The 23,311-nt window shown below is 71.5% G+C and carries 24 protein-coding genes; 12 read left to right on the plus strand and 12 right to left on the minus strand.

Features of this window, described 5'->3' with window-relative positions; all coding sequences use genetic code 11:
• The 4 genes from AW271_RS11180 to AW271_RS11195 all read left to right on the plus strand — a co-directional run bounded on the left by AW271_RS11180 (position 1) and on the right by AW271_RS11195 (position 3,365).
• Positions 1-966 (plus strand): NAD(P)-dependent alcohol dehydrogenase, encoded by a 966-nt coding sequence (locus AW271_RS11180; RefSeq protein WP_062335615.1) that lies wholly within the window; start codon positions 1-3, stop codon positions 964-966.
• A gap of 69 nt (positions 967-1,035) precedes the next feature.
• Positions 1,036-1,563, plus strand: a complete 528-nt coding sequence (locus AW271_RS11185) for a hypothetical protein (RefSeq protein WP_062335617.1) — start codon at positions 1,036-1,038, stop codon at positions 1,561-1,563.
• A gap of 51 nt (positions 1,564-1,614) precedes the next feature.
• A complete protein-coding gene (locus AW271_RS11190) occupies positions 1,615-2,358 on the plus strand; it encodes an alpha/beta fold hydrolase (RefSeq protein ID WP_062335619.1) in 744 nt (247 codons plus the stop codon).
• 17 nt (positions 2,359-2,375) lie between these two features.
• The gene (locus tag AW271_RS11195; protein ID WP_062335621.1) at positions 2,376-3,365 is read left to right on the plus strand and encodes an ADP-ribosylglycohydrolase family protein; all 990 of its coding nucleotides are present in this window, start codon (positions 2,376-2,378) and stop codon (positions 3,363-3,365) included.
• A 1-nt stretch (position 3,366) separates the two neighbouring features.
• On the opposite strand, the gene AW271_RS11200 is transcribed toward AW271_RS11195, so the two are convergent.
• Both AW271_RS11200 and AW271_RS39605 read right to left on the minus strand, forming a co-directional pair.
• Positions 3,367-4,023: a DUF4328 domain-containing protein gene (locus tag AW271_RS11200; RefSeq protein WP_062335623.1), complete on the minus strand. Its 657-nt coding sequence runs from the start codon at positions 4,021-4,023 to the stop codon at positions 3,367-3,369.
• A gap of 276 nt (positions 4,024-4,299) precedes the next feature.
• Positions 4,300-4,578: a hypothetical protein gene (locus AW271_RS39605; protein ID WP_157554026.1), complete on the minus strand. Its 279-nt coding sequence runs from the start codon at positions 4,576-4,578 to the stop codon at positions 4,300-4,302.
• 61 nt (positions 4,579-4,639) lie between these two features.
• On the opposite strand from AW271_RS39605, the gene AW271_RS11205 reads away from it, so the two are divergent.
• A complete protein-coding gene (locus AW271_RS11205; protein ID WP_062335625.1) occupies positions 4,640-6,724 on the plus strand; it encodes a DEAD/DEAH box helicase in 2,085 nt (694 codons plus the stop codon).
• 48 nt (positions 6,725-6,772) lie between these two features.
• A complete protein-coding gene (locus AW271_RS11210; RefSeq protein WP_062335628.1) occupies positions 6,773-7,921 on the plus strand; it encodes an MFS transporter in 1,149 nt (382 codons plus the stop codon).
• Here AW271_RS11210 and AW271_RS11215 read toward each other — a convergent pair.
• From AW271_RS11215 to AW271_RS11230, 4 genes are all read right to left on the minus strand, one after another.
• Positions 7,882-8,736 carry a carbohydrate ABC transporter permease gene (locus AW271_RS11215; RefSeq protein WP_062335630.1) on the minus strand — a complete coding sequence of 285 codons (855 nt, stop codon included), beginning with the start codon at positions 8,734-8,736 and terminating at the stop codon, positions 7,882-7,884. The genes AW271_RS11210 and AW271_RS11215 overlap by 40 nt on opposite strands.
• The gene (locus tag AW271_RS11220; protein WP_062335632.1) at positions 8,736-9,761 is read right to left on the minus strand and encodes a carbohydrate ABC transporter permease; all 1,026 of its coding nucleotides are present in this window, start codon (positions 9,759-9,761) and stop codon (positions 8,736-8,738) included. Before AW271_RS11220 ends, AW271_RS11215 begins: the two co-directional genes overlap by 1 nt.
• 74 nt (positions 9,762-9,835) lie before the next feature.
• Positions 9,836-11,098, minus strand: coding sequence for a sugar ABC transporter substrate-binding protein (locus AW271_RS11225; protein ID WP_062335634.1), 1,263 nt, complete (start codon positions 11,096-11,098; stop codon positions 9,836-9,838).
• A 37-nt stretch (positions 11,099-11,135) separates the two neighbouring features.
• The gene (locus tag AW271_RS11230) at positions 11,136-12,164 is read right to left on the minus strand and encodes a LacI family DNA-binding transcriptional regulator (protein ID WP_062335636.1); all 1,029 of its coding nucleotides are present in this window, start codon (positions 12,162-12,164) and stop codon (positions 11,136-11,138) included.
• A gap of 134 nt (positions 12,165-12,298) precedes the next feature.
• Here AW271_RS11230 and AW271_RS11235 point away from each other — a divergent pair, with 134 nt between their 5' ends.
• Positions 12,299-14,353 carry an amylo-alpha-1,6-glucosidase gene (locus AW271_RS11235; RefSeq protein ID WP_245653027.1) on the plus strand — a complete coding sequence of 685 codons (2,055 nt, stop codon included), beginning with the start codon at positions 12,299-12,301 and terminating at the stop codon, positions 14,351-14,353.
• A 56-nt stretch (positions 14,354-14,409) separates the two neighbouring features.
• Positions 14,410-14,943, plus strand: a complete 534-nt coding sequence (locus tag AW271_RS11240) for a hypothetical protein (RefSeq protein ID WP_062335638.1) — start codon at positions 14,410-14,412, stop codon at positions 14,941-14,943.
• Here the strand turns inward: AW271_RS11240 and AW271_RS11245 are convergent.
• Positions 14,940-15,749, minus strand: a complete 810-nt coding sequence (locus AW271_RS11245; RefSeq protein WP_062335640.1) for a PIG-L family deacetylase — start codon at positions 15,747-15,749, stop codon at positions 14,940-14,942. The genes AW271_RS11240 and AW271_RS11245 overlap by 4 nt on opposite strands.
• Before the next feature lie 156 nt (positions 15,750-15,905).
• On the opposite strand from AW271_RS11245, the gene AW271_RS11250 reads away from it, so the two are divergent.
• A complete protein-coding gene (locus AW271_RS11250) occupies positions 15,906-16,655 on the plus strand; it encodes a hypothetical protein (protein ID WP_062335642.1) in 750 nt (249 codons plus the stop codon).
• On the opposite strand, the gene AW271_RS11255 is transcribed toward AW271_RS11250, so the two are convergent.
• The 4 genes from AW271_RS11255 to AW271_RS11270 all read right to left on the minus strand — a co-directional run bounded on the left by AW271_RS11255 (position 16,619) and on the right by AW271_RS11270 (position 20,459).
• Complete coding sequence (locus AW271_RS11255; protein ID WP_062335645.1) at positions 16,619-17,125, minus strand: class I SAM-dependent methyltransferase; 507 nt, start codon at positions 17,123-17,125, stop codon at positions 16,619-16,621. The genes AW271_RS11250 and AW271_RS11255 overlap by 37 nt on opposite strands.
• A gap of 9 nt (positions 17,126-17,134) precedes the next feature.
• Positions 17,135-18,781, minus strand: coding sequence for a monocarboxylic acid transporter (locus AW271_RS11260; RefSeq protein ID WP_062335647.1), 1,647 nt, complete (start codon positions 18,779-18,781; stop codon positions 17,135-17,137).
• A complete protein-coding gene (locus AW271_RS11265; RefSeq protein WP_063817951.1) occupies positions 18,778-19,155 on the minus strand; it encodes a DUF485 domain-containing protein in 378 nt (125 codons plus the stop codon). Before AW271_RS11265 ends, AW271_RS11260 begins: the two co-directional genes overlap by 4 nt.
• Before the next feature lie 83 nt (positions 19,156-19,238).
• Positions 19,239-20,459, minus strand: coding sequence for an amidohydrolase family protein (locus AW271_RS11270; protein WP_062335649.1), 1,221 nt, complete (start codon positions 20,457-20,459; stop codon positions 19,239-19,241).
• 125 nt (positions 20,460-20,584) lie between these two features.
• Between AW271_RS11270 and AW271_RS11275 the strand changes: the two genes are divergently transcribed.
• Genes AW271_RS11275 through AW271_RS11285 form a run of 3 tightly spaced genes read left to right on the plus strand, consistent with a single transcriptional unit; the run spans position 20,585 to position 22,451 of the window.
• Positions 20,585-20,896 (plus strand): YciI family protein, encoded by a 312-nt coding sequence (locus tag AW271_RS11275; protein WP_245653046.1) that lies wholly within the window; start codon positions 20,585-20,587, stop codon positions 20,894-20,896.
• A complete protein-coding gene (locus AW271_RS11280) occupies positions 20,896-21,222 on the plus strand; it encodes a YciI family protein (RefSeq protein WP_062335653.1) in 327 nt (108 codons plus the stop codon). Before AW271_RS11275 ends, AW271_RS11280 begins: the two co-directional genes overlap by 1 nt.
• A gap of 5 nt (positions 21,223-21,227) precedes the next feature.
• Complete coding sequence (locus AW271_RS11285) at positions 21,228-22,451, plus strand: RNA polymerase sigma factor (protein WP_218008031.1); 1,224 nt, start codon at positions 21,228-21,230, stop codon at positions 22,449-22,451.
• Here the strand turns inward: AW271_RS11285 and AW271_RS11290 are convergent.
• Entirely contained in the window at positions 22,448-23,311 is an 864-nt protein-coding gene (locus AW271_RS11290) for an NAD(+)/NADH kinase (protein ID WP_245653028.1), read from the minus strand. The two genes, AW271_RS11285 and AW271_RS11290, sit on opposite strands and share 4 nt — an antisense overlap.

Genomic DNA, 23,311 nt, shown 5'->3' on the forward strand with positions numbered 1-23,311 from the left:
GTGAAGGCGATTGTGCAGGACCGTTACGGCCCGCCCGACATCCTGGAGTGCAGAGACGTCCCGGCGCCCACCCCCGGGCCGGGAGAGGTGCTGGTCAAGGTGATGGCCGCGTCCCTTAACGCCCGCGACTGGCACGTGCTGCGCGGCGACCCCTACCTGGCGCGGCTGAGCTTCGGGTTACGCAGGCCCAAGGCGCCGATCCTGGGCACCGACTTCGCGGGGGTCGTCGTGTCGGGGGAGGGCTTCGAGCCGGGCGAGGAGGTCTACGGCGAGTTCGGCGGCGCGTTCGCCGAGTACGTCGCCGTCCCGGCGGACCGCGTCGACCGCAAGCCCTCGAGCCTCACCTTCGCGCAGGCCGCCGCGATGCCGCTGGCCGCCAACACCGCGTTCCAGGGGCTGCGCACCCTGGAGAAGGGGCAGACGGTGCTGATCAACGGCGCGTCGGGCGGGGTCGGCACGTTCGCCGTCCAGATCGCCAAGGCGCGGGGCGCGCGGGTGACCGCGGTGTGCAGCGCCAGGAACACCGACCTGGTCGCCGGCCTGGGCGCCGACCGCGTCGTCGACTACCGCAAGGAGGACTTCGCCCTGACCGGCGACCGCCACGACCTGGTCTTCGACCTGGTCGGCAACCGGTCGCTGCGCGACCTGCGCAAGGCCCTCGTGCCGGGCGGCACGCTGGTCATCTCGGGCGGCGGGGTGTTCACCGGCGGCAGCCTCTTCGGGCCGATGGGGCTCATGATCCGGGCCCGGCTGGCCGCCCGGTTCGTCAAGGACAAGATCCTGATCCTGGACGCCGTGCAGAGCCGCGCCGCCCTGACCGCCCTGCGCGAACTGGCCGACGGCGGTTCCCTGGTCCCGGCCGTCGACCGCACCTACGCCCTCGCCGACGCCGCCGAGGCCATCCGCTACATGGAGGTCGAGCACGCGAGGGCCAACGTCGTCCTCACCGTTCATGCGGCACCTTGACCAATTCCGGCACGAAACGACGACCTCGCCTCCCCGTCCGGGCGGACCCGGCCTGAAGATCATGAGGGCATGTCCTCGATGCGTCTCCTGATCGCCGCCGGAGCACTCGCCGCCGCCGCCGTCACTCCGGTCCCCGCGTCGGCCGCCGCCGCGCCGGGCGCCGTCACCTGTACGGGCGGGGAGATCGCCGTCACCATCAGCCCCGGCCTCACCCTCACGCCCCGGGCCCAGTGGCTGAGCCTGGCCGGCCCCCTCGGCCACTGCGTCGCCCCCGGCCATCCGGCGATCAGCTCCGGCGTGCTGCGCGCCCACGGCGCGTTCGACGGCGCCTGCCCCGGCCCGTTCGCCCCGGCCGACCTGGAACTGAGCATCACCTGGAACGACGGCTCGGTCAGCACGGTCACCGGGGCCAGGCTCCACGGCGACGTCAAGCAGTGGGCGCTGCTGCCCGGCACGGTCACCTCCGGCCCGTTCACCGGCGACCGCCTCGCCGCCCTCGGCCGGAGCCGGGGGCTGCCTGACCCGTGGGTCATCCCCTGCGTCGCCGGCGGCCTCAACCACCTGGGGACGGCCGTCACGGCCTTCGCCATCGGCTGACCGGTCCGCGTGGCCTACGCTCGGCTGAGCCCGGCCAGGAAGCATCCCCCCATGGTGACCGCACCCGACGGAGTCGAGATCTCCGTCACCCGCACCGGCACGGGTCCCGCCCTCGTCGTCATCGACGCGGCGGGCAACTACAGCGGCTTCCGCCCGCTCGCGGCCCCCGTCGACCTCCTGGCGGAGCACTTCTCCGTCTACGTGTACGACCGGCGCGGGCGCGGCGCGAGCGGCGACGCCGCGACGTACACGGTCGAGAAGGAGGTCGGCGACCTGGCCGCGCTGATCGACGCGGTCGGCGGCTCGGCCTGCCTCTACGGCATGTCGTCGGGCTGCCTGCTGGCCGTGCACGCCGCCGCCGCGGGCCTTCCGGTCAGGAAGATGGCCCTGTTCGAGCCGCCGCTGTCGTTCGACCCCGACCCGGCCTTCACGGCGGCGGTCCGCGACGTGCTGACCACGCGGGGCCGCCGGGCGGCGGTCGAGTTCTTCAACCGGGCCATCGGCGTGCCCGACGACCTCATCGCCGGGTTGCCCGCGGAGGCGTGGTCGGTGGGCCACACGCTGGTCTACGAGTGCCTGCTCCTGGAGACGGCCTCACCCGAACTGCTCGGCGCGGCCGACGTGCCGGCGCTGGTGATCGACAGCACCGGCAGCGCGGGCCCGCTGGCCGACATGGCCCGGCTGGCGGCCGGCCACCTGCCGAAGGCGACCCGGCGCACGCTGCCAGGAGAGTGGCACGGGGTGGCCGGAGAGGTGCTCGCGCCGGTGCTGCGGGAGTACCTTCTGCACGACTGACGACTGATGGAGAGCACATGAAGCCCGAACGCGTCCGGGGTTGTCTCATCGGCGGCGCCATCGGCGACGCGCTCGGCGCCCCCGTCGAGTTCGACTCGCTGGCCCGGATCCGCGCCACCTACGGCCCCGGCGGCATCGCCGACCTGACCGACGGACTGGTCACCGACGACACCCAGATGACCCTGTTCACCGTCGAGGGCCTCATCCGAGGTTCGGTCCGCACCAGGGAACGCGGCCACGGCGACGTCCCCTCGACGGTCCGCCACGCCTACCTGCGCTGGCTCGACACCCAGGACCATCCGGGACCCCCTTCGGGCGACGCCCTGCACCGCACCGGCTGGTTACGCGAGCAGACCTGGCTCTACGCCCGCCGCGCCCCCGGCAACGCCTGCCTGTCGGGCCTGCGCGGCCACGTCGCCGCCGACTCCAAGGGCTGCGGGACGGTCATGCGCTCGGCCCCCTTCGGACTCGGCCCCTGGCCGGCCGGCCAGGCGTACGAGTGGGCGGCCGAATGTTCGCAGTTCACCCACGGCCACCCCACGGCCACCGCCTCGGCGGGCGCGCTGGCGGCGATCGTCTGCCACCTGGTCGACGACACCACGCTGGAGAACGCCGTCGCGGCCACGCTCCCGCTCGTCGACGACCCCGCCACGGCCGACGCGCTGCGGGCCGCCGTCGACCTCGCCCACGCCGGGCCGCCGTCGGCCGACAAGGTCGAGTCGCTCGGCGAGGCGTGGGTGGCCGAGGAGGCGCTGGCCATCGGCGTCTACTGCGCCATCGCCGGCCGGTCGTTCACCGAGGCGCTCGTCCTGGCCGCCAACCATTCGGGCGACAGCGACTCGACCGCCGCGATCTGCGGCAACCTGCTCGGTGCGGAGGGCGTGCGCATCCCGCCCGCGTGGATCGACCGGGTCGAGGGCCGCGACACGATCGAGCGGCTCGCCGACGACTTCGTGAACGAGATGACCCGGGGCGGCGCCCCGCGCGACCGCTACCCCGGCCACTGACCTAGTACGAGTACTGCTGCGGCACGGGCCGGGGAAGGGTCTGCAGCGAGGTGATCCGGTTGAGCACCACGATGGCGAGGATGCCCGACAGCAGCGTCAGCGGGAAGAACAGCATCTCGACGAGCGCCGCGTTCCGCAGGTCGGGCAGCTCGGCGGCCCCGATCAGGAACCGGGCGACCAGGTTGGAGCCGAACACCGCGAGCACCCAGGTGACCCACCAGGTCATCGCCAGCCCGCCGGGCTTGCGGTGCTGCGGGTCGGAGGCGGTCCAGACGTCGTCCACGATCTGCTTGGGGAACCAGAACGACACGATCGGGACGATCCACGCAAAAATCAGCCAGGGCTTCCCGAGCCGCTGCCTGACGTGCGGCGCCAGGATCTCGGCGTTGGCCCTGACCCGGAACAGCCAGATCCAGTAGAAGAGGCCGGCCAGCAGCAACGTGCCGGCCTGGAGGAGCCCGGTGAAGTCGTAAAGGCTCGCGCTGTCCATGACCTCGGCGACGTCGACGCCGAGCGGACTCGCGACGAACTCCCCGATCTTCTGGTAGAGGTCGAGGCTGACGAAGACGGCGGCGGCCTCGACGAGCAGGTTGAAGGCGATCGCGATCGTCGCGACGACGGCGAGCCCACGGGCGGGACGGACGGGTTGGGGATACATGCGCAATCCTTGGATCGGGGAGAGAAAGAGCGCATAACGCTAACTTTCCGGGGCCCGAATCCAGGATTGCGGACGCGGTAATCGCGGCTTAGTGGTTCATTCGCCAGCGCGGGCGGCAGCCGTAATGGGCCACTTCATCCGGCGGCAGCGGATGCCGCAATTCCCATCGGACCTGACCGGACGTTCGCCCTCGTCGGACGGGTAGGTCATCGGCCCGGCGTAGAGATGGGCGGCGCGCCCTGTTTCGTCTCCCGGATGAACAAATGCACGGTCGTCTCACCGGAACGATAACGGTCGGCCGCCGGAGTCCCGACTGCGATTCCCACTGGAACAGCGGGTCCGTGATGGCGCGGTCGGCGAATAATGCACGACGGATTTGTCGATGGTCACGAAGAACACGTCGGCCCGCGCGTCCCGCACGAAGGCCTCCCGCATGTGCTCCGGATCGGCCGGATCGAGATGGCGGGATTGTGCCAAATCGCCGTGGGCGGCCAGGTGCCGCTGCCATCCTTCCGTGACGAGTTTCTCGTAGACGCCGGGCGCGAGTTCCGTCATGGCCGGCACCGTACCCAACCGGGCCGGTCTGTTCGGTAGCTTTCCGGGCAGAGGAGGGATCATGGGTGTACGCGAGGCCGACGACCTCTGCCGGGTGGCCGAGGGCCTGGTGCGCAATGCCCGCACCCTCCTCGCCGACCACGCCGCCGTCCAGAAGCAGGCCCTGGCCGCCCTCGACACGCTGCGCAGGCACACCGTCCGCGACGACCTCGCGCGCATGCCCGTCGCCCGGCTCAAGGACGTCACCGGCGGGCGGTTGCGCACCGGCATGCTCGAACGGTCCGGCATCACCACCGTCCTCCAAGTCCACGACCTGTCGGCCTACCGTCTCCAGGAGCTCCCGGGCGTGGGGCCGCAGACGGCGCGGCAGATCAGGGCGGCCGCCGACCAGATCGAGGAGGCCGCCCGTCAGCTGGCGAGCGTGCGGATCGAGCGGGGCGACTGGATGTCCGAGGCGCTCGTCGTCGCGGTGAAGCGGCTGCTCGACGCCGGGACCGAGGTGCCGTTCCACGTCAGGGCCGCCCGTGACATCGACGCCACATTCCGGCCGCTGCTGAAGGCCGCGCATCCCGCCCGGTCCCGCTGGCGGCTGGTCACCTCCGGCAGGCGGCGGCGGGCCGAGGCCCGCGAGGCGGTCGGGACCATCGACGCGCTGCTCGACGGCGCGACCCAGGCGGGCCGAGAGTTTCCGCAGGTCATCACCGATCTGTTGCGGCCGCCGTCGACGGGTCCCGAGGCGTGGGCCGACTTCGAGTACCGGTCGGCCGACTACTACTCCCTGCTCGCCGACCTCGCGGGGGAACGGGTCACCGAGGGCGTGCTGCCCGACGACGTCCTGGCCCGGGTGAACGCGCAGCCGCTCGACGACGCCTTCCGGCGGGTCTCGCTGCGCGGCTACCAGTCGTTCGGGGCGCGGTTCGCGCTCGCGCAGAAGCGGGTGATCATCGGCGACGAGATGGGGCTCGGCAAGTCGATCGAGGCCATCGCGGCGCTGGCCCATCTCGCCGCCGAGGGGGCGACCCACTTCCTGGTCGTCTGCCCGGCCAGCGTCGTCGTCAACTGGGTGCGCGAGATCGAGGCGCGCAGCACGCTGAAGGCGCAGAAGGTGCACGGGCCGCGCCGTGAGGCCGCGCTCGACGAGTGGCGGCAGGAGGGCGGGGTCGCCGTCGTCACGCTCGACGGGCTCCACCGGCTGACGCCGACGCCGGAGGTCGCGATGCTGGTCGTCGACGAGGCCCACTACGTCAAGAACCCGGCCACCAAGCGGGCCAAGGCGGTCGGGGCGTGGTGCCGTACCGTCGAGCGGGTGCTGTTCCTGACCGGCACGCCGATGGAGAACCGGGTCGAGGAGTTCCGCGCGCTGGTCGCGCACGTCGATCCGGGGCTGGAGATCAGCCAGGGCGGGCCGCAGGCGTTCCGCAGGTCGGTCGCCGCGACCTACCTGCGCCGCAACCAGGAGGACGTGCTGCACGAGCTGCCCGACCGGGTCGAGGCCGACGAGTGGGTCGAGTTCTCCGGCGACGACCTCGACGCCTACCGGCAGGCGGTCGCCGACCGGCACTTCCCGCGGATGCGCCGGGCCGCGTTCGCCCATCCGGCGACCTCGGCCAAGCTGAAGCGGCTGACCGAGCTCGTCGAGGACGCCGAGGCCAACGGGCTGAAGGTGATCGTGTTCTCCTTCTTCCGCGACGTCCTGACCGCCGTCGGGGAGGCCCTGGGCACGCCGCACAAGCTGACCGGCGACCTCGATCCCGATCAGCGTCAGGAGCTCGTCGACGCCTTCTCGGCCACCCGGGGGCACGCCGTGCTGCTCAGCCAGATCGTGGCCGGCGGGGTCGGGCTGAACCTCCAGGCCGCCTCCGTGGTGATCATCTGTGAGCCGCAGCTAAAGCCGTCGACCGAGACCCAGGCCATCGCGCGCGCCCACCGCATGGGGCAGACCCGGAAGGTCCAGGTGCACCGGCTGCTGGCCGTCGACTCGGTCGACCAGCGGCTGCTGGAGATCCTCGCGGCCAAGACCCAGCGGTTCGACGAGTACGCCCGCCGCAGCGATCTGGCCGAGTCGAGCCCGGCCGCCGTCGACGTCTCGGAGCAGGCGCTCGCGCATCAGATCATCGAAGAGGAACAACGCCGCCTTTTGGGTTAATGTTCATGAGCGCTCCCAACGCCACTCCTCTCAGATGGGGTTCCTGGGATGCGTTCCTCGATCTATCTCTCCTACGCGGCGTTCGTGCTCGTCGGGATCGGCGCCGCGGTCGGCGGGGTGTTGTTACCCGCCCAGATCGCCGACTACGAGGTCGACAAAGCCCTGATCGGGCTCGGCTTCTTCACCAACTCGGCCGGCTTCCTGCTGGCCGGGCTCACCAACGGCGCGCTCATCGAGCGGCTCGGGCTACGGCTGGCCCTCGTCGCGGGCAGCGCCGTGTTCGTGCTCGCCGCCGTCGTCACGGCGGCGCGGCCCTCGTTCTGGGTGCTGATCGCCGCCCAGTTGTTCTGCGGGTACGGCGTCGGAGTGCTCGAATCGGTGCTGAACGTGCACCTGGCGGCGCTCCCGAACGCGGCCACCCTGCTCAACCGGCTGCACGCCTTCTTCGGCGTCGGCGCGCTGGCCGGCCCGGCCATCGCGGCCGTGACCCTCACCCACGCCCCTTGGACCGCGATCTGGTGGGGCCTGGCGGTCGCGACCGCCCTCATGGGCGTCGCCTTCTACGCGACGTTCCCGGCGAGGGTCGTCCAGGAGAAGGAGGAGAAGACGGCCGGCCTGCTGCCGACGGCCCTGCGCAACCGGACCGTGCTCCTCGCGTCGGTCTTCCTCACCGTCTACCTCGGGGTGGAGATCGGGGTGGGCAACTGGGCCTACTCCTACCTGCGCGAGGTCAACCTGGAGAGCCACCTGATCGCCGGGTACGCGGTCAGCGGCTACTGGGCGGGGCTCACCGCGGGCCGCTTCGTGATCAGCCCGATCGCCGGCCGGCTCCGGCTGACCCCGGCGCAGACGTCGCTCTGGTGCTGCGTCGGCGTCGCCGCCTGCACGGTCCTGATCTGGCTCGGCGTGGTGCCGGTCGCCGGGTTCGTGCTGCTCGGGTTCTTCCTCGGCCCGCTGTTCCCGACCACGATGGCGATCCTGCCCGAACTGCTCCCGGCCCGCCTGGTGCCGACCGCCATCGGGGTGCTCAACGGCGGCTCGGTCATCGGCGGCTCGCTGCTGCCGTGGACGGCCGGGGCGCTGGGCCAGGGCGTGGGCATGCAGGCGCTGATGCCCTTCGCCCTCGTGCTGGCCCTGGTCCAGCTCGGCGTCTGGTACTACTTGTCGGCCCCCTCGTTGGCGCCGCGCACGAAGTAACGCTGGAACACCACGAAGATGATCGCGACCGGGATCGTCGCCAGCACCGCCGCGCCCAGCTTGAGCGGATACTGGTTGCCCGACCCGAGCGATCCGCTCACCAGCACCGCCAGGCCTCGCGGCAGCGTGTAGAGATCGGGGCTCTGCACCGCCACGAGGCTGTGGGGGAGCTCGTTCCACGAGCTCTGGAACGAGATGATCGTCAACGTGATCAGGGCCGGGCGGCCCATCGGCAGCACGACCGACCAGAAGGTCCGCCACGTGCCCGCGCCGTCGATCCGGGCCGCCTCCTCCACGCTGCGGGGGATCGACTCGAAGAACTGCTTCATGATGAACACGCCGCCCGCGTCGGCGATGATCGGCAGGATCAGGGCCGTGTACGTGTCGTACATGCCGAACTGCTTCAGCACCAGGAACTTCGGGATGAACAACACGACGCCCGGCACCGCCAGGATGGCGATCACGGCCGAGAACAGCGCCTTGCGGCCCCGGAAGCGCAACCGCGCCAGGGCGTAGCCGGCCATCGAGTCGAGCAGCACCCGGCCGAGCGTGATCGCGACCGTCACGACCAGCGAGTTGCCCAGCCACAGCGGCATGTCGGTGCTGAGGAACACCTTGTGGTAGGCGTCGGTGACGAACGGGTCGGGCACCGGGTTCAGCGGGTTGAGCGCCGCGTTCGGCTCGGTCTTGAACGACGCCGACAGCTGGATGACGAACGGGTAGATGAAGACCAGCGCGAAGAAGATCAGGATGAAGTAGCCGACGAACGTCGACGCCACGGTCCGCGCGCCGTGGTTGCCCCTGACGGTGGCCATCAGGCGTTCCTTTCCCTCAGCAACCACCGCTGCACGATCGTGAACAGCACGATGATCGCGAACAGCACGAACGAGATGGCCGTCCCGGTGCCGTACTCGAAGTTGTCGAACGCCTGCGTGTACGACAGGTACGCCGGCGTCAGCGTCGTCTTGCCGGGGGCGCCCTGGCTCATCACGTAGACCTGGTCGAAGACCTGCCAGGTCGAGATGATGCCCATGGTCAGCACGAGGAACAGGGTCGGTTTCAGCATCGGCAGCGTGACGTACCGCAACCGCTTCCACCGGCCCGCGCCGTCGAGCATCGACGCCTCTTCGAGGGTGACCGGGATGTCCTGGAGGGCGGCCAGGAACATCAGCATGAACGTGCCGGAGGTCGTCCAGATGACCAGGAGCATGATCGTCGACATCGCCACCGACGGACCGGCCAGCCAGTCCCACCAGCTCAGCCCGAACGGGCCGCCGTCGAGCAGCCAGGCCGGCGGGTTGTCCACGTCGACCAGGCCGAGGCCGCCGAGGGCCAGGTGCAGCAGGCCGCGCGCGTCGGCGAACCACTGCGGGCCCTGGATCCCGAAGAACGCCAGCAGGTTGTTCACCGCGCCGGAGCTGGCGAAGATGAACAGGAAGACCACGCTGATCGCGACCGAGCTGGTCACCGACGGGAAGAAGAACGCGGCCCGGAAGAAGCCCTTGCCCTTCAGCATCCGCGCGTTGACCACCAGCGCCAGCCCCAGCGCGAGCACCGTCTGCACGGGCACGACGATGCCGACGTAGTAGATGTTGTTGCGCACGCTGGTCATGAAGTCCTGCCGCGTCAGCCCCTCGTCGGTGAACAACTTCGCGTAGTTGTCGACGCCGACGAACGGCACGCCCGCCTTGAACGGGCTGCCCTGGCCGTTCCAGTCGGTCAGGCTGACCCACATCGCCATCAGGATCGGCAGCAGCATGAACAGGCCCAGGATCACGATCACCGGGGCGACGAACAACCAGCCCGCGATGTTCTCCCTGGCCTTGGCCGAGAGCCGCATGGGCGGTACCTCCTCTTACGCGGGATGACCGCGCCCGGCGCCCTCCCCGATGAGTGCCGGACGCGGAGTCGTGCCTACTCGCCGAGCGCGGCCTGGGTGTTCTTCTGCACCCGCGCGAGCAGCGTCTTGGGCGCGAGGGAGGTGAGCTGCTGGATGCCGGTGTCGAAGTCGGCCAGCACGCTGTCCATCTTCGGCGCGTTCACCGGGCCCTGGGCGTACTCGGCGCCGTTCACGAACGGGGCGTCGTTGGGGAACTCGGCGGTGTAGGCGTCCTTGGCCGACTGGCGCGAGGGCATGACGCCGAACGCCTTGGCGTAGGTCATCTGCTGCTCGGCCGTGGTCATCGCCTCGACGAAGCTGATCGCCGCCTCCTTGTTCTTGGACTTGGCGGCGACGCCCCAGCAGGTGGTGAACGACAACGTGCCCTTGCCGGCCGGCCCGGCCGGGAGCTCGTGGACGCTGTACTTCACGTCGGGGAAGTCGTTGGTCAGCGCGCCCTTGATCCAGTTGCCCTCGATCGTCATGGCCGCGGCGCCCTTGCCGAACGCCTCGCCGCCCCAGCCCGCGCTCAGCTGCTTGGGGTACTGGGCGGTCTTGTCCTTGACCAGCTTCTGCACGTACGTCAGGGCTTCGAGGTTCTCGGGGGAGTCGGCCGTGGCGGTCTTCCCGTCGGCGCTGGTGATCCAGCCGCCCGCCTGCACCATGAACGCGCCCACCCGGTCGCGCGTGTCGCCCAGCGCCAGCGGCGTGATGTCCTTGGCCTTCAGCTTCTCGCCGACGGCGGTGAGCTGGTCCCACGTGGTGGGGATGTCGGCGTCGGTCAGCCCGGCCTTGCTCCACAGGTCGGTGTTGACGATGAGCGCCAGGGTCGAGAAGTCCTTGGGCGCGCAGTAGAACTTGCCGTCGAAGGTGAAGGTGGTGCGCAGGCTCTCGTAGAAGTCGGTCGGGTTGGTGATCTTGTCGCCGTACGGCTCCAGCGCGCCGACGCTGGCGTAGTCGGCGAAGCGGCCGGCGTCCACGTAGAACACGTCGGGCGGGGTGTCGCCCGCGAAGGCCTGGCCGAGCTGCTGGCCGAGGTCCTGGGCGGGGGTGACGGTCGCGGTGTTGCCGGTGGCCGCGCCCCACGCGGCGGCGGCGTCGGTCACCGCCTTGGTCTCGGCGTCGCCGGAGGAGCCGATGAGCACCTGCAGCTGGGCGGGGCCCGCCGAGACCTGGCTGGGCTGCGCGGCCGGGTCGTCGGTCTCCTCGAAACCACTGCCGCCGCAGGCTGCGGAGGACAACAGGACGGCGCCGACGGCCGTTGACAGGGCCGCCTTCCGGACGTTGCTGCGCTTCATCGCGATTTCCTTTGTTTCTGTTCTCAGGTGGAGGGGGTCAGCCCGACGCGCGGACGACCAGGGAGGGCGGAAGCAGGAGGTACTCCGGAGACGCCCCCGCGCCTCCGTCGAGCCGGTGGGTGAGCAGCCGCAGGCAGCTCGACGCCACCTCCGCCAGCGGCTGCCGGACGCTCGTGAGGCCGATCGCCTTGGCGACCGGGGTGTCGTCGAACCCGACGACGGCGACCGGGCGGTGCGGATGGCCGCCCGCGAGCCAGGCGGGGCCGGGGGCACGCGCCACGTGCAGGGCGCCGAGCGCGAGCGAGTCGCTCGCGCAGACCAGGGCGGTGATCTCGGGGTCGCGTTCGAGCAGGTCGCGGGCCGCGTGTTCGCCGGGGGCGACGTCGTCCTCGGTCTCGCGGTGCAGCCCGGAGACGCCGAGGCCGACCTCGGCCAGCGCCCGCCGCCAGCCCTCGCGCCGGTCGTCGCCGACGCCGGAGCCCGTGGGCCAGCCGAGGAAGCCGATCCGGCGGTGGCCCTGGGAGAGCAGGTGGCGGGTGGCCGCCTCGGTGCCGGCGGCGCCGTCGACGTCGACCCAGCAGTGGGGGGCGGCGGGCTCGCTCCACGCCCGGCCGAAGGTGACGAACGGCACGCCGCGCTCGGCCAGCCAGCTCGTGCGCTTGTCGTCGTGGTGGGTGGCCATCAGCACGAACGCGTCGGGTTCGTACGCGCCGAGCAGGTCGTCGAAGGCGGCGGTCTCGGCGTCGTCGCCGTCGGCGGTGTAGAGCAGCACCCGGTAGCCCTCACGGGCGGCCGTCTCGGTGAGGCCGTGCAGGAACCGGTCGCCGACCGAGCCGTTGATGCCGTCCTGCTCGGGGTCGATGCGGGCGGCGATCAGCCGCGACCGGCCGGTCCGCATCTGCCGGGCCGCCTGGTTGACCCGGTAGCCGAGCTCCTCGACGACGTCGAGGACCCGGCGGCGGGTCTCCGCGCGGACCACCTCGGGGGTGTTCAGAGCGTTGGAGACCGTCTGGCGAGATACGCCCGCAGCACGCGCCACGTCGGCGATCGTCACCTTGTCGGCCATCTGTGCACCTTTCGGGGGGTTGAACGATCAAACGGAAGTAATGCATGATTTGATCGTTCAAGTTAAGGAATTGTTTCGCAATCTGCACCCCTGCTCTTGATCTGTCAAGACACAACTTCGTGAAGGACCACCGCGTGCCTGCCGACTCCCCTTCTGCCGCCGACGTCCGGCTGCAGCCGCTCCTGCACGACCTGGTCAGCACCGTCATGGCGCCCACGAGCGCGCTGAGCGGGGCCGACGGCCAGATACGGGCGGCCGGGGTGCAGGGGACCTTCCACGCCGACCGGCGGGTGGTCTCGGAGGCGGTCCTGCTGATCGACGGCCGGGAGGCCGAGCCCATCGCGCACGCCGCCGCCGGCCCCGGCCGCAGCCGGTTCACCTCGCTGGCGCGCTGGCTCGGCGACGTGCAGCCCGACCCGGTGGTCCGCGTCGACCGGCTGCGCGAGATCCGCGCCTACGGCATGACCGAGGAGATCACCATCGCCTCCACGGCCACCATGCCGGTGACGATGACCGTGGCGATGCGGGTCGACTGCGACCTGGCGGCCATCGAGACCGTCAAGTCGGGCCACGACGCCGAACCGGTGACCCCGGTCGCCGGCGAGCTGACCTGGGCGTCCGGCGGCACGACCGTCGCGATGACGGGTGAGGGCGCGCAGGTGCACGGCCGCGAACTGCGCTGGCGGGTGACGCTCCAACCCGGCCAGACCACGACGTTGTGCTGGCGGGTGATGGTGACCGACCCGGCCGCCGTCGTGGCGGCGCCCTCGGGCCCGGTCGAGTGGTCTGCGCTCAGGGTCGTGGCGGCCGACCGCCGGATTCCGGCACTGCTCGCGCAGAGCCTCGACGACCTCGCCGGCCTGCGCCTCACCGAGACCGGCCACCCCGCCGACACCTTCCTGGGCGCGGGCGTGCCGTGGTTCCTGACCGTGTTCGGCCGCGACAGCCTGTGGGCCGCGCGCATGCTGCTGCCGCTCGGCACCGACCTGGCCCGGGGCACCCTTCGGGTGCTGGCCCGCCGCCAGGGCGTCAAGCACGACCCGCTGACCGGCGAGGCCCCCGGCAAGATCATGCACGAGCTCCGCAGGGGCGAGTTCGTGGTGCCGGTGAACGGCCTGCGGCTCCCGGCCGCCTACTACGGCACGATCGACGCCACCCCGCTGTGGATCAGCCTGCTGCACGACGCCTGGCGCTGGGGCCTGCCCGACGGCGAGGTCGAGGCGCTGCTCCCGGCCATGGAGGCGGCCCTGGGCTGGCTCGCCGGCGACGCCGACCCCGACGGCGACGGCTTCCTGGAGTACATCGACGTCAGCGGGCGCGGCCTGGCCAACCAGGGCTGGAAGGACTCCGGCGACTCGGTCAGGTTCCACGACGGACGCCTGGCCGACCCGCCCATCGCCCTGGCCGAGGTCCAGGGCTACGCCTACGAGGCCGCCGTCAAGGGCGCCGCGATCCTGGACGCCTTCGGCCGCCCCGGCGCCGACGTCTGGCGCGCCTACGCCGCCTCGATGGCCCGCCGATTCCGCGAGCGGTTCTGGGTCGAGGGCGGTTACCCCGCTCTCGCGCTCGACCGCGACAAGCGGCCGGTCGATGCGCTGACCAGCAACATCGGCCACCTGCTCGGGACCGGCCTCCTCAACCACGAGGAGTCGGCCCGGGTAGCCTCCCTGCTCGCCTCACCCGAGATGTCGGCCGGGTTCGGCCTGCGCACGATGTCGTCGGCCGACAAGGGCTTCAGCCCGCTGTCGTACCACTGCGGCTCGGTCTGGCCCCACGACACCGCCATCGTGATCGCCGGCCTGGCCCGCGACGGCTTCGGCGCCGAGGCCGCCGTCCTCGCCGAGGGGCTGCTGGCGGCGGCCGAGCCGTTCGAGAACCGGCTGCCCGAACTGCTCTCGGGCGACGCCCGCGACGCGGTCGGCCGCCCGGTGCCCTACCCCGCCTCCTGCCGTCCGCAGGCGTGGTCGGCGGCGGCCGCCGTGGTGATCACCCACGCGGCGCTCGGCCTCCACCCCGACGTGCCGGGCGGGACGGTCGAGCTGCGCCCGATGACCGGCGCGCCCCTCGGCGCGGTCGCCGCTGACGGGTTCGTGGTCGCCGGTATGCCGGTGTCCGTATCGGTCGACGCCGCCGGGACCGCCGAGATCGATCGGTTGCCCGACCGATTCAAGGTGGTAACCACGGGTTAACCGGCTGACCGCACACTGGGCTCTCCCGATCTTCGACGCGCCCAGGAGCGTTCCATATGGCCGAGCCGGTGCAGCCGCCGCGCCCCGCGATGTTCTCCCTGACCGACACGCGGGACGCGGAGGAGGTCTCGGTACGCGGCCTGGTGTTCACCGGCCTCCTGCTGGCGGCGCTGGTCGCCACGTCGTGGATCCTGCTCACCGTGCCGACCGTGCTCACCGAGCAGTGGATCGTCGGCGCGACCGTCACGCTGACCGGCATCGTCGCCTTCTTCGGCCTCTACGCGTCGGTCAGGAAGATGCGGGTCGCCCTGGCGGGCGCGCTGTTCGTGGCCTGGCTGCTGCTGAACACCTACGCGTTCGTCATCGGCCCGCTCGACGACCGCAAGGAGTTCTGGGACACGCTGCGCCAGTTCATGACGGTCGCCGTCGCGTTCTACTTCGGCTCGGAGACGATCGTGCAGGCCACGAAGGTCTTCCAGGCCGGGAAGATCACCTCGGAGACCATCCGCCGGACCGGCATGGCGCCCGATCCGGCGGGGGTGCGGGCCGCCCTCAACGTGGACGCCGAACGCGCCCGCCGCAAGGGTTAACGCAGCCCGCGGAACAGGTCGTCCTCGACTCCGTCGGCGGCCGGGACCGTCGACCTGACCAGCGTGTAGGCCTCGCCCGAGAACATCGCGCGCTGCGTCTCGGACGGCAGGCCCAGGAAGAACGCGCTATCACCCTGGCTGCCGTGGGCGGTGATCGCCTTGATCTTGTGCTCGACGTAGCCGGACGTGTCGAGGATCGCGCTGATCTCCTCGTCGGGGGTGGTCCAGCTCTCGTACTCGTCCCAGCCCTCGGTGTCCATGCCGGCGGCGACCATGCCGTCGTACATGGACTTCATCCAGCTGCGCGGGGTCGCGGTGTAGTAGAACTTCGCCGGCACGCCGCTCAGCTCGACCGCCCGCGCCGCCACCCGGTGGGCCTGGATGTGGTCGGGGTGGCCGTAGCCGCCGTTCTCGTCGTAGGTGAGCACCACCTGCGGCCGGTACTTGCGCATCAGCTCGGCCAGCCGTTCGGCCGCCTCGTCGACCGGCACGTTGGCGAACGCGCGCTCGTCGTTGTTGCCGTCCCAGCCGTCCATGCCCGAGTCGCGGTAACCCAGCAGCTCCACGTCGGAGATGCCGAGGTGGGCCGCCGACTCCTGCAGCTCGGCCAGCCGGACCTTCGCCACCGCCGCGTCGTCGTGGCCCGGCTCGCCCGGTTTCACCCCGTCGGGCCCGTCTCCCTGCTCCCCGTTGGTGCACGTCACCAGCACCGTCCGCACGCCCTGGGCGGCGTAATGGGCGAACGTGCCGCCCGTTCCCATCACCTCGTCATCGGGATGGGCGTGCACGGCCATCAGTGTGAACATCTCATTACCTCCACGAATTGCTAGAACATCCCGCCCCCATGGGCGATTCCAGTTGCGTCACGAGCATCGAGGGCCATGAACTTTGACCGTCATCGGCGAGTCTCACTCCCCGAGAGACGTTTTCAGGACGAACCGACCACCCCCGGGGGAAACCGAATGACCCGCCCGCTGATCGCCGCCGCCGTGACCGCCCTGGCCGCGACCACACTCGCGTCGACACTCATGGCCGCACCGGCCGCCGCCACCGCGAAGACCCAGACCATTTACGGCTACGCCTGGGCGGACGGTTCCAACCATCTGCGCATCACTCCGGCCAAGGCCAAGCTGGTGACCCAGCACGGGGTGCGCCGCTACAAGCTGACCACCGTGCCGGGCGCGAAGGAGCGCCGCGTCTTCACCGACGGGGTGCGCTTCCGGCGCATCACCACCGCCTGCGACCTGAAGGAGACCGAGGGCCGGATCAGGCAGGACAAGAAGGGCCTGGGCACCACCGACTGCGACGCCCTCGACCTGAAGTTCGTGCTCAGCCTCGGCCCCACCCCGGTGAAGATCACCATCACGCCGTCGCTGACCACGGTCGCCGAGTTCCTCGCCGTCCCGACCAACCCGGTCACCGCCTACGGTCAGCTCACCCGCGTCGACGACCGCACGGTGCTGTTCAAGCGCTCCGGCAGGGCCGCCGTCAAGCTCCGCTACACCCATCTCGGTTTCAACCGCGTGACGAAGAGCTGCTCCGACGGCTGGACCGCGAACGTGCCGAACGAGGAGGCCGGCATCGGCACCAAGCCGTGCAGCGCGACGGCCTTCCGCAAGGCCATCAGGCACGCGGGCCCGGTGACGGTGAAGGTCTACTACCAGCCGGTCAGCGGTCATCTGTGGGAGGTCTGGGAGGCCCTGGGCGACTGACCCGCCACCGCGAACACCTTCGGCCCGAGCACGCGCACCTCGGGCCGGAGGCCGTGGCGGGCGAACACCGCCGACAACCGGTCGCCCAGCTCGGCCGGCCGCTCGCCGGGGGTCTCGTAGAAGAGGGCGAGTGAGCCGCCCGGAGCCAGCAGCGCCAGCAGCCGCTCCATCTCGGCGGCCGGATCGTGTACCCAGAAGTGGTTGACGTTGACCGCGAAGACGACGTCGAACTCGCCCTCGACCGACAGCCGCTCCAGCGCCTCACACCGGAAGTCGGCCTCCGGCACCCTCTCGCGCGCCGTTCGGATCGCGGTCTCCGACCGGTCGACGCCCAGATAACGGCCGGTCGTCAGCTTCTCCGTCACCAGCCGCGCGGCGGCCCCGCGGCCGCACCCGATCTCCAGCACCCAGGCGTCGGGCCGCAGATCGAGCGCGTCGACCGCGAGGGTCAGTCGTCCGGGAACCGCCATGCGGCCACGCTAACGAGCGCCACCGACATTCTTCGCCTGCTGCCCGTGGGCGCCCGCGCCGGTGAGCGCCCGCACTGACAACTCCGAATAGCGACCCGGGTCGGCCTTCTCCCTGCTCAGCAGCGTGCCGGCGACCGCGCACAGGAACGCGAACGGGATCGACACCAGCCCGGGGTTCTCCAGCGGGAACACCTGGAAGTCGACCGGCGGCGGCAGCAGCGAACGCGGCCCGCCCGACACCACCGGCGACAGCGCCACGAGCACGATCGAGCCCAGCAGGCCGCCGTAGATGCCGCAGACCACGCCGGTCGAGTTGAAGCGCCGCCAGAACAACGACAACACGATCGCCGGCAGGTTGGCCGAGGCGGCCATCGCGAAGGCCAGCGCCACCAGGAACGCCACGTTCATGTCGCGCACCAGCACGGCCAGGAACACCGCGAACACCCCGATGACGAACGCCGAGAAGCGCGCCACCGCGACCTCTTGCGACTCCTTCGGCTTGCCGAACATCAGCACGTGCCCGAAGAAGTCGTGCGCCAGCGACGTCGAGGACGCCAGCACCAGGCCCGACACCACGGCCAGGATCGTCGCGAACGCCACCGCGCCGATGAAGGCGAGCAGGATCTCCCCGCCGACCGGCCCGGCCACCGACTCGCCGACCGCCCGCGCGAGTTGCAGCGCGGCGGTGTTGCCCGACGGGTCCTGCGCGGTGATGGCCTCCTGCCCGACCAGCGCGGTCGCCCCGAACCCGAGCGCGAGGGTCATCAGGTAGAACGCGCCGACCAGGCCGATCGCCCAGTTCACCGACGTGCGGGCGGCGCGCGCGTCGGGCACGGTGAAGAACCGGCCGACGATGTGCGGGAGCCCCGCCGTGCCCAGCACCAGCGCGACCGCCAGACTGACGAAGTCGAGCTTGCCGACGATGCCGTCGGCGTCCTTCGCGTAGCGCTGGCCGGGGTTGAGGAACTGGCCGGGACGGCCGCTGCGGGCGTCGGCCGCGCCCAGCATCTCGCTCAGGTTGAAGCCGAACCGGCTCAGCACCAGGACGGTCAGCGCGGTGGTCCCGGCCATCAGCAGCACGGCCTTGATGATCTGCACCCAGGTGGTGCCCTTCATGCCGCCGTAGCTGACGTAGAAGATCATCATCATGCCGACGACCAGGATCGTGATGACCTTCGCGGCCTCCGGCGAGATGCCCATGAACGTCTCGCCCGGGTGGATGCCGAGCAGCAGCGACACCAGCGCGCCCGCGCCGACCATCTGGGCGACCAGGTAGAACACCGACACGGTCACCGTCGAGACGGCGGCGGCGGTGCGCACCATCGGCCGCCTGCCGCCCCGGTAGGACAACACGTCGGCCATGGTGAACCGGCCCGCGTTGCGCATCAGCTCGACCAGCAGCAGCGTCAGCAACCACGCCACCAGGAAGCCGATCGAGTAGAGGAACCCGTCGTAGCCCGACAACGCGATGATCCCGGCGATGCCGAGGAACGACGCCGCCGACATGTAGTCGCCCGCCAGGGCCAGGCCGTTCTGCGCGCCGGAGAAGGTCCGGCCGCCGGCGTAGAAGTCGTCGGTGCCCTTGGTGTTGACGCGGGCCCAGATCGTCACCCCGAGGGTGATCACGATGAAGACGGCGAACAGCCCGATGGTCATCGGCGCGTCCAGTTCTCGATGCGGTGGCGCTCGGCCAGGATGCGGCGTTCGCGCTCGCGTTCGGCCTGGCGCTGGCCGGCCTCGTCGCGCAGCTCGGCCGACAGCGGGTCGAGCATGCGGCGGGCGTAGCGGGTGTAGCGCCAGGCCAGCGCGAACGTCGAGACGAACTGCAGCACGCCGAGCAGCAGCGCGACGTTGACGTTGCCGATCGCGGGCAGGGCCATGAAGTCGCGGGCGAAGGCCGACAGAGCGATGTACAGGAAGTACCAGCCCAGGAACGCTCCAACGATCGTCAGCGCCAGTCGCCGGAACCGTGCTTTGAGCAGGCGGAACCGCTCGTCGGTCGCCAGCCCGGCCAGGTCGTCCGCCTGCACGGGGCCTCCATCAGGGGAAAGATCTCTTGCGGTGACCGTCCGTACACGAGTCACTCCGCACCGAGACCTCACCATAAAGGGGGTTACGCCGATTTTCCGGGGAACGCGGGAAAGTGGGTCAGGGAGTTGGTCGAGGCGATCACCCGGCCGCCCACGACGACGTGCCGGGGCGGGTTGTGGCGGGTCAGCGCCTCCCTGATCGTGGTCCCGTCGAGGACGACGAAGTCGGCCGGGGCGCCCTCGGTGAGGCCGTCGGTCTCCCGGCCGATCACGCGGGCGGCGGTGGTGGTGACCATGTCGTACAGGTCGTCGAGGCGGTTCGGGCCGAGGACGTGCGCGGCCAGGAAGGCGACCTCCAGCAGGTTGTGGCGGCCGAAGGGGTAGTAGGCGTCCTCGATGTCGTCCTGGCCGAGCGCGACCGGCACCCCGGCGTCGGTCAGCGGGAAGACCGGCAGGTGCAGCGGGCCGGTGTGCGGGTCGCTGACCAGGCCGAGGCCGGCCCTCGTGATCAGCCCGGTCAGCCGGCGCAGGTAGGGCTCGGGGTAGAGGGCCATCGCGCGGGCGTGCTGGGCGCTGGCCCGGCCCGCCATGTCGTGGGCGAGCAGTTCGGCGGCCAGCGTCTCGGTGGTGCGCAGGCCGGGGTCGCCCGCGTCGTCCACGAGCATCGCGACCCGCCTGCCGGTGCGCCTGGCCAGCGCCACCATGCGCCGCACGTGCTCGGCGGCGGCGGCGTCGGTGAACTCGATCCACGGGATGCCGCCGACCACGTCGGCGCCCAGGGCGACGGCCTCCTCGACGAGTTCCTCGGTGCCGGGGGCCTTCAGCAGGCCGTCCTGCGGGAAGGCGACGACCCTGACGTCGACGAACTCCCGGAACTCCTCCTTCAGCGCCAGCAGCGCCCGCACCCCGGTGAGCCCGGCGGCCGGGTCGACGTCGGCGAACGCCTGCACCGCCCGCACCCCGTGCCGGACCGACTCGACCAGCGCCGCGCGGGCCCGGACGGTGACGGCCTCCTCGGTCTGGCCGGCCTTCACGGCCGCGGCGCCGTCGATGGCGTCCATGGCCGCGCCCATGGTCCCGTTCGTGTACGCCGCCAGCGGCCCCCCGCCCGCCAGGTCGAGCGTGTGGACCTTGCAGAGGTGGAGGTGGGCGTCGACGAAGGGCTCGGTGACCAGGTTGCCCTCGGCGTCGAGGCCGGAGGCGGCGCCGGAGTCGGGGGTGATCGAGGTGAGGCGGCCCCGCTCGGCGGTGAGCGTCCATCGTCCGGGGCGGCCGCGCAGGGCGGCGTTGTGCACGGTCAACATGAGGGGACGCTAGGCGGTTGTAGCGTCGGAGAAAAGTTCTTCCGCGCCGGTGTCCATCCGGCGCCGGCCCGTTCGTCGTCATCCCGTCAGACCACGGAACAGAGGAGCACAGGCTCGTGAAATACATGCTCTTGATCTACAGCGGCGGCGCGGCGGGCGACTTCGAGGCCTGGATGGACTACGACAAGTCGGTCAAGGAGGCCGGCGTCTACGTCTCCGGGGAGTCCCTCACCGACGTCGCCCAGGCCACCACCGTCCGCGTCGACGGCACTGAGCGCGTCGTGACCGACGGGCCGTTCGCGGAGGCGCGGGAGGTCCTCGGCGGCTACTACGTCCTCGACGTGCCCGACAGGGAGACCGCCCTCGACTGGGCGGCCCGCTGTCCCGGCTCCTGGGAGGGCGGCGCGGTCGTGCTGCGGGAATGCGAGGTCTTCTGATGAAGTACATGCTGCTGATCCACGGCGCCAGCGAGAAGTGCACAACCGACGACTGGGTGGCCTACGGCAGGGCCCTCCAGGACGCCGGCGTCTACGTCGGCAGCGCGCCGCTGGCCGACGACAGCCTCACCACGACGGTCCGGGTCTCCGACGGCGGCGAGACCGTCGTCACCGACGGCCCCTTCGCCGAGGCCCACGAGGTGCTCGGCGGCTACTACATCATCGACGTGCCCGATCTCGACGCGGCGAGCGACTGGGCCGCCCGCTGCCCGGGGGCGCGCTTCGGCGGCCGGATGGTGGTCCGCCCGATCGTCGAGTTCCCCTGACGCCCGTGACCGGCGACGTCAACGCGTCGGTCGAGGCGATCTTCCGTGAGGAGCGCGGCCGGTTGCTGGCCGCGCTCGTCCGGCGGTTCGGTGACCTCGACCTGGCCGAGGAGGTCACCTCGGAGGCGATCGAGGCCGCCCTGATCCGGTGGCCGGTCGACGGGGTGCCGGCCAGCCCGGGGGCCTGGCTGATGACCACCGCCCGCCGCCGCGCCGTCGACCGGTTGCGCCGCGACCAGACGTACGCCGCCCGGCTGGCCCTGCTGCAGGTCGAGGCCGACCGGGCGGGGCCGCCGGTGGTCGACGGCGTGCTGCCCGACGAGCGGCTGCGGCTGTTCTTCACCTGCTCCCACCCGGCGCTGCCCGAGGCCGACCGGGGCGCGCTCACCCTGCGCTACCTGGCCGGCCTGACGACCGCCGAGGTGGCGCGGGCCTACTTGGTCCCGGTGGAGACCATGGCGAAACGCCTGGTCAGGGCCAAGAAGAAGATCAGCGGGGCGCGCATCCCGTTCCGGGTGCCGGACGTGCGTGAACTCCCGGCCCGGCTGCCCGGCGTGCTGCGCGCGATCTACTCGATCTTCACCGAGGGCTACGCCGCCAGCGCCGGGCCCGATCTCGTCCGCCACGACCTGGCCGAGGAGGCGCTGCGCCTGGCCCGCATCCTGCACCGCCTGCTGCCCGGCGAACGCGAGGTCACCGGCCTGCTGGCGCTGATGCTGCTCACCCACGCCCGCCGCGCCGCCCGGACCGGCCCCGACGGCGGCCTGGTCCTGCTGGAAGACCAGGACCGCTCCCTCTGGGACCGCGCCATGATCGACGAAGGCGAGCCCCTGGTCGTCGCCGCCCTGACCGGCGGCCCTCCGGGCCCCTACGGCGTGCAGGCCGCCATCGCCGCCCTGCACGACGAGGAGCCGACCGACTGGCCCCAGATCGTCAGCCTGTACGACGTCCTCCGGTCGCTCACCCCCTCGCCGGTGGTCGACCTCAACCGCGCGGTCGCCGTCGCCATGCGCGACGGCCCGGAGGCGGGCCTGGCCCTGCTCGACGACCTGGCGGGGGAGCCCCGGCTGCGCGGCCTGCACGTCTTCCCGGCCGCCCGGGGCGAACTGCTGCGCCGGCTGGGCCGCCCGGCCGAGGCGGCGCACGCCTTCCGCGAGGCCCTGGAGCTGGTCGGCAGCGAACCCGAACGCCGCCACCTGCGAGCGCGGCTCGACGAGGTCGGCGGCTAGTCGACCTCGGCGCTCCCGTTGACCCGCAGTTTGCGCCGGGCCCGCTCGTAGAACGACGTCGTGCCCAGCCGCACCACCCGGGCCGCCGCCCGGACCGCCGTGACGGTGATCCGGTGGCCGGGAGACAGGTGCCCGGCGATCGTCCCGTCGACCTCGACCGCGATGTGCCCGCTGGTCGGCAGCACCTCCAGCGTCACCTCCTCGTCGGCCGAGAGCACCAGCGCCCGGTTGAACGTCGAGTGGGCCGCCGCCGGCACCACGAGGAAGCCCTCGACGTTGGGGGAGACGATCGGCCCGCCGGCCGAGAAGCTGTAGGCCGTCGACCCGGTCGAGGTCGCCACGATCACCGCGTCGGCCGCCAGCCGGACGAACGGGTGCCCCGCCACCGACACCGCCACGGCCGCCATCCCGTCGCCGGGGTGCCGGACCAGCGCGATGTCGTTGAACGCCAGCACCTCGCCGTCGCCGGGGAGCTGGGTCCGCACGGCCATCCGCGCCTCGACGAAGTGCTCGTGGCCGTCGATCGCGGTCAGCGCCGGGGGCAGTTCCTCGACGTCGATCTCGGCCAGGAACCCGAGCTTGCCCAGGTTGACCCCGAGCACCGGGGTCGGCAGCCCGGCGATCAGCCGCATCGCCCGCAACATGGTTCCGTCGCCGCCGAGGCTGACCATCAGGTCAGACCGCGCGGCCAGTTCGGCGGGCCCGACGGGCAGGGCGCTGCAGTCGATCCGCCCGACCTCCTCGGGCAGCCCGACCACCGTCACGCCGCGCCCGCGAGCCCACTCGATGATCGTGTCGATGGCCTCTTTGGAGTCGCGGCGCGGATGCAGGACCAGCCCGACCGTGTTCACCATGCCCAT

This window comes from Herbidospora sakaeratensis (assembly GCF_001570525.1).
GTDB classification, from domain to species: domain Bacteria; phylum Actinomycetota; class Actinomycetes; order Streptosporangiales; family Streptosporangiaceae; genus Herbidospora; species Herbidospora sakaeratensis.

Excerpts from the sequence above, each read along its gene's own strand:
- AW271_RS11185 (WP_062335617.1), top strand. The coding sequence starts at position 1,036 with ATGTCCTCGATGCGTCTCCTGATCGCCGCCGGAGCACTCGCCGCCGCC.
- AW271_RS11190 (WP_062335619.1), top strand. The coding sequence starts at position 1,615 with ATGGTGACCGCACCCGACGGAGTCGAGATCTCCGTCACCCGCACCGGC.
- AW271_RS11195 (WP_062335621.1), top strand. The coding sequence starts at position 2,376 with ATGAAGCCCGAACGCGTCCGGGGTTGTCTCATCGGCGGCGCCATCGGC.
- AW271_RS11200 (WP_062335623.1), bottom strand. The coding sequence starts at position 4,023 with ATGTATCCCCAACCCGTCCGTCCCGCCCGTGGGCTCGCCGTCGTCGCG.
- AW271_RS39605 (WP_157554026.1), bottom strand. The coding sequence starts at position 4,578 with ATGACGGAACTCGCGCCCGGCGTCTACGAGAAACTCGTCACGGAAGGA.
- AW271_RS11205 (WP_062335625.1), top strand. The coding sequence starts at position 4,640 with ATGGGTGTACGCGAGGCCGACGACCTCTGCCGGGTGGCCGAGGGCCTG.
- AW271_RS11210 (WP_062335628.1), top strand. The coding sequence starts at position 6,773 with ATGCGTTCCTCGATCTATCTCTCCTACGCGGCGTTCGTGCTCGTCGGG.
- AW271_RS11215 (WP_062335630.1), bottom strand. The coding sequence starts at position 8,736 with ATGGCCACCGTCAGGGGCAACCACGGCGCGCGGACCGTGGCGTCGACG.
- AW271_RS11220 (WP_062335632.1), bottom strand. The coding sequence starts at position 9,761 with ATGCGGCTCTCGGCCAAGGCCAGGGAGAACATCGCGGGCTGGTTGTTC.
- AW271_RS11225 (WP_062335634.1), bottom strand. The coding sequence starts at position 11,098 with ATGAAGCGCAGCAACGTCCGGAAGGCGGCCCTGTCAACGGCCGTCGGC.
- AW271_RS11230 (WP_062335636.1), bottom strand. The coding sequence starts at position 12,164 with ATGGCCGACAAGGTGACGATCGCCGACGTGGCGCGTGCTGCGGGCGTA.
- AW271_RS11240 (WP_062335638.1), top strand. The coding sequence starts at position 14,410 with ATGGCCGAGCCGGTGCAGCCGCCGCGCCCCGCGATGTTCTCCCTGACC.
- AW271_RS11245 (WP_062335640.1), bottom strand. The coding sequence starts at position 15,749 with ATGTTCACACTGATGGCCGTGCACGCCCATCCCGATGACGAGGTGATG.
- AW271_RS11250 (WP_062335642.1), top strand. The coding sequence starts at position 15,906 with ATGACCCGCCCGCTGATCGCCGCCGCCGTGACCGCCCTGGCCGCGACC.
- AW271_RS11255 (WP_062335645.1), bottom strand. The coding sequence starts at position 17,125 with ATGGCGGTTCCCGGACGACTGACCCTCGCGGTCGACGCGCTCGATCTG.
- AW271_RS11260 (WP_062335647.1), bottom strand. The coding sequence starts at position 18,781 with ATGACCATCGGGCTGTTCGCCGTCTTCATCGTGATCACCCTCGGGGTG.
- AW271_RS11270 (WP_062335649.1), bottom strand. The coding sequence starts at position 20,459 with ATGTTGACCGTGCACAACGCCGCCCTGCGCGGCCGCCCCGGACGATGG.
- AW271_RS11275 (WP_245653046.1), top strand. The coding sequence starts at position 20,585 with ATGCTCTTGATCTACAGCGGCGGCGCGGCGGGCGACTTCGAGGCCTGG.
- AW271_RS11280 (WP_062335653.1), top strand. The coding sequence starts at position 20,896 with ATGAAGTACATGCTGCTGATCCACGGCGCCAGCGAGAAGTGCACAACC.
- AW271_RS11290 (WP_245653028.1), bottom strand. The coding sequence starts at position 23,311 with ATGGGCATGGTGAACACGGTCGGGCTGGTCCTGCATCCGCGCCGCGAC.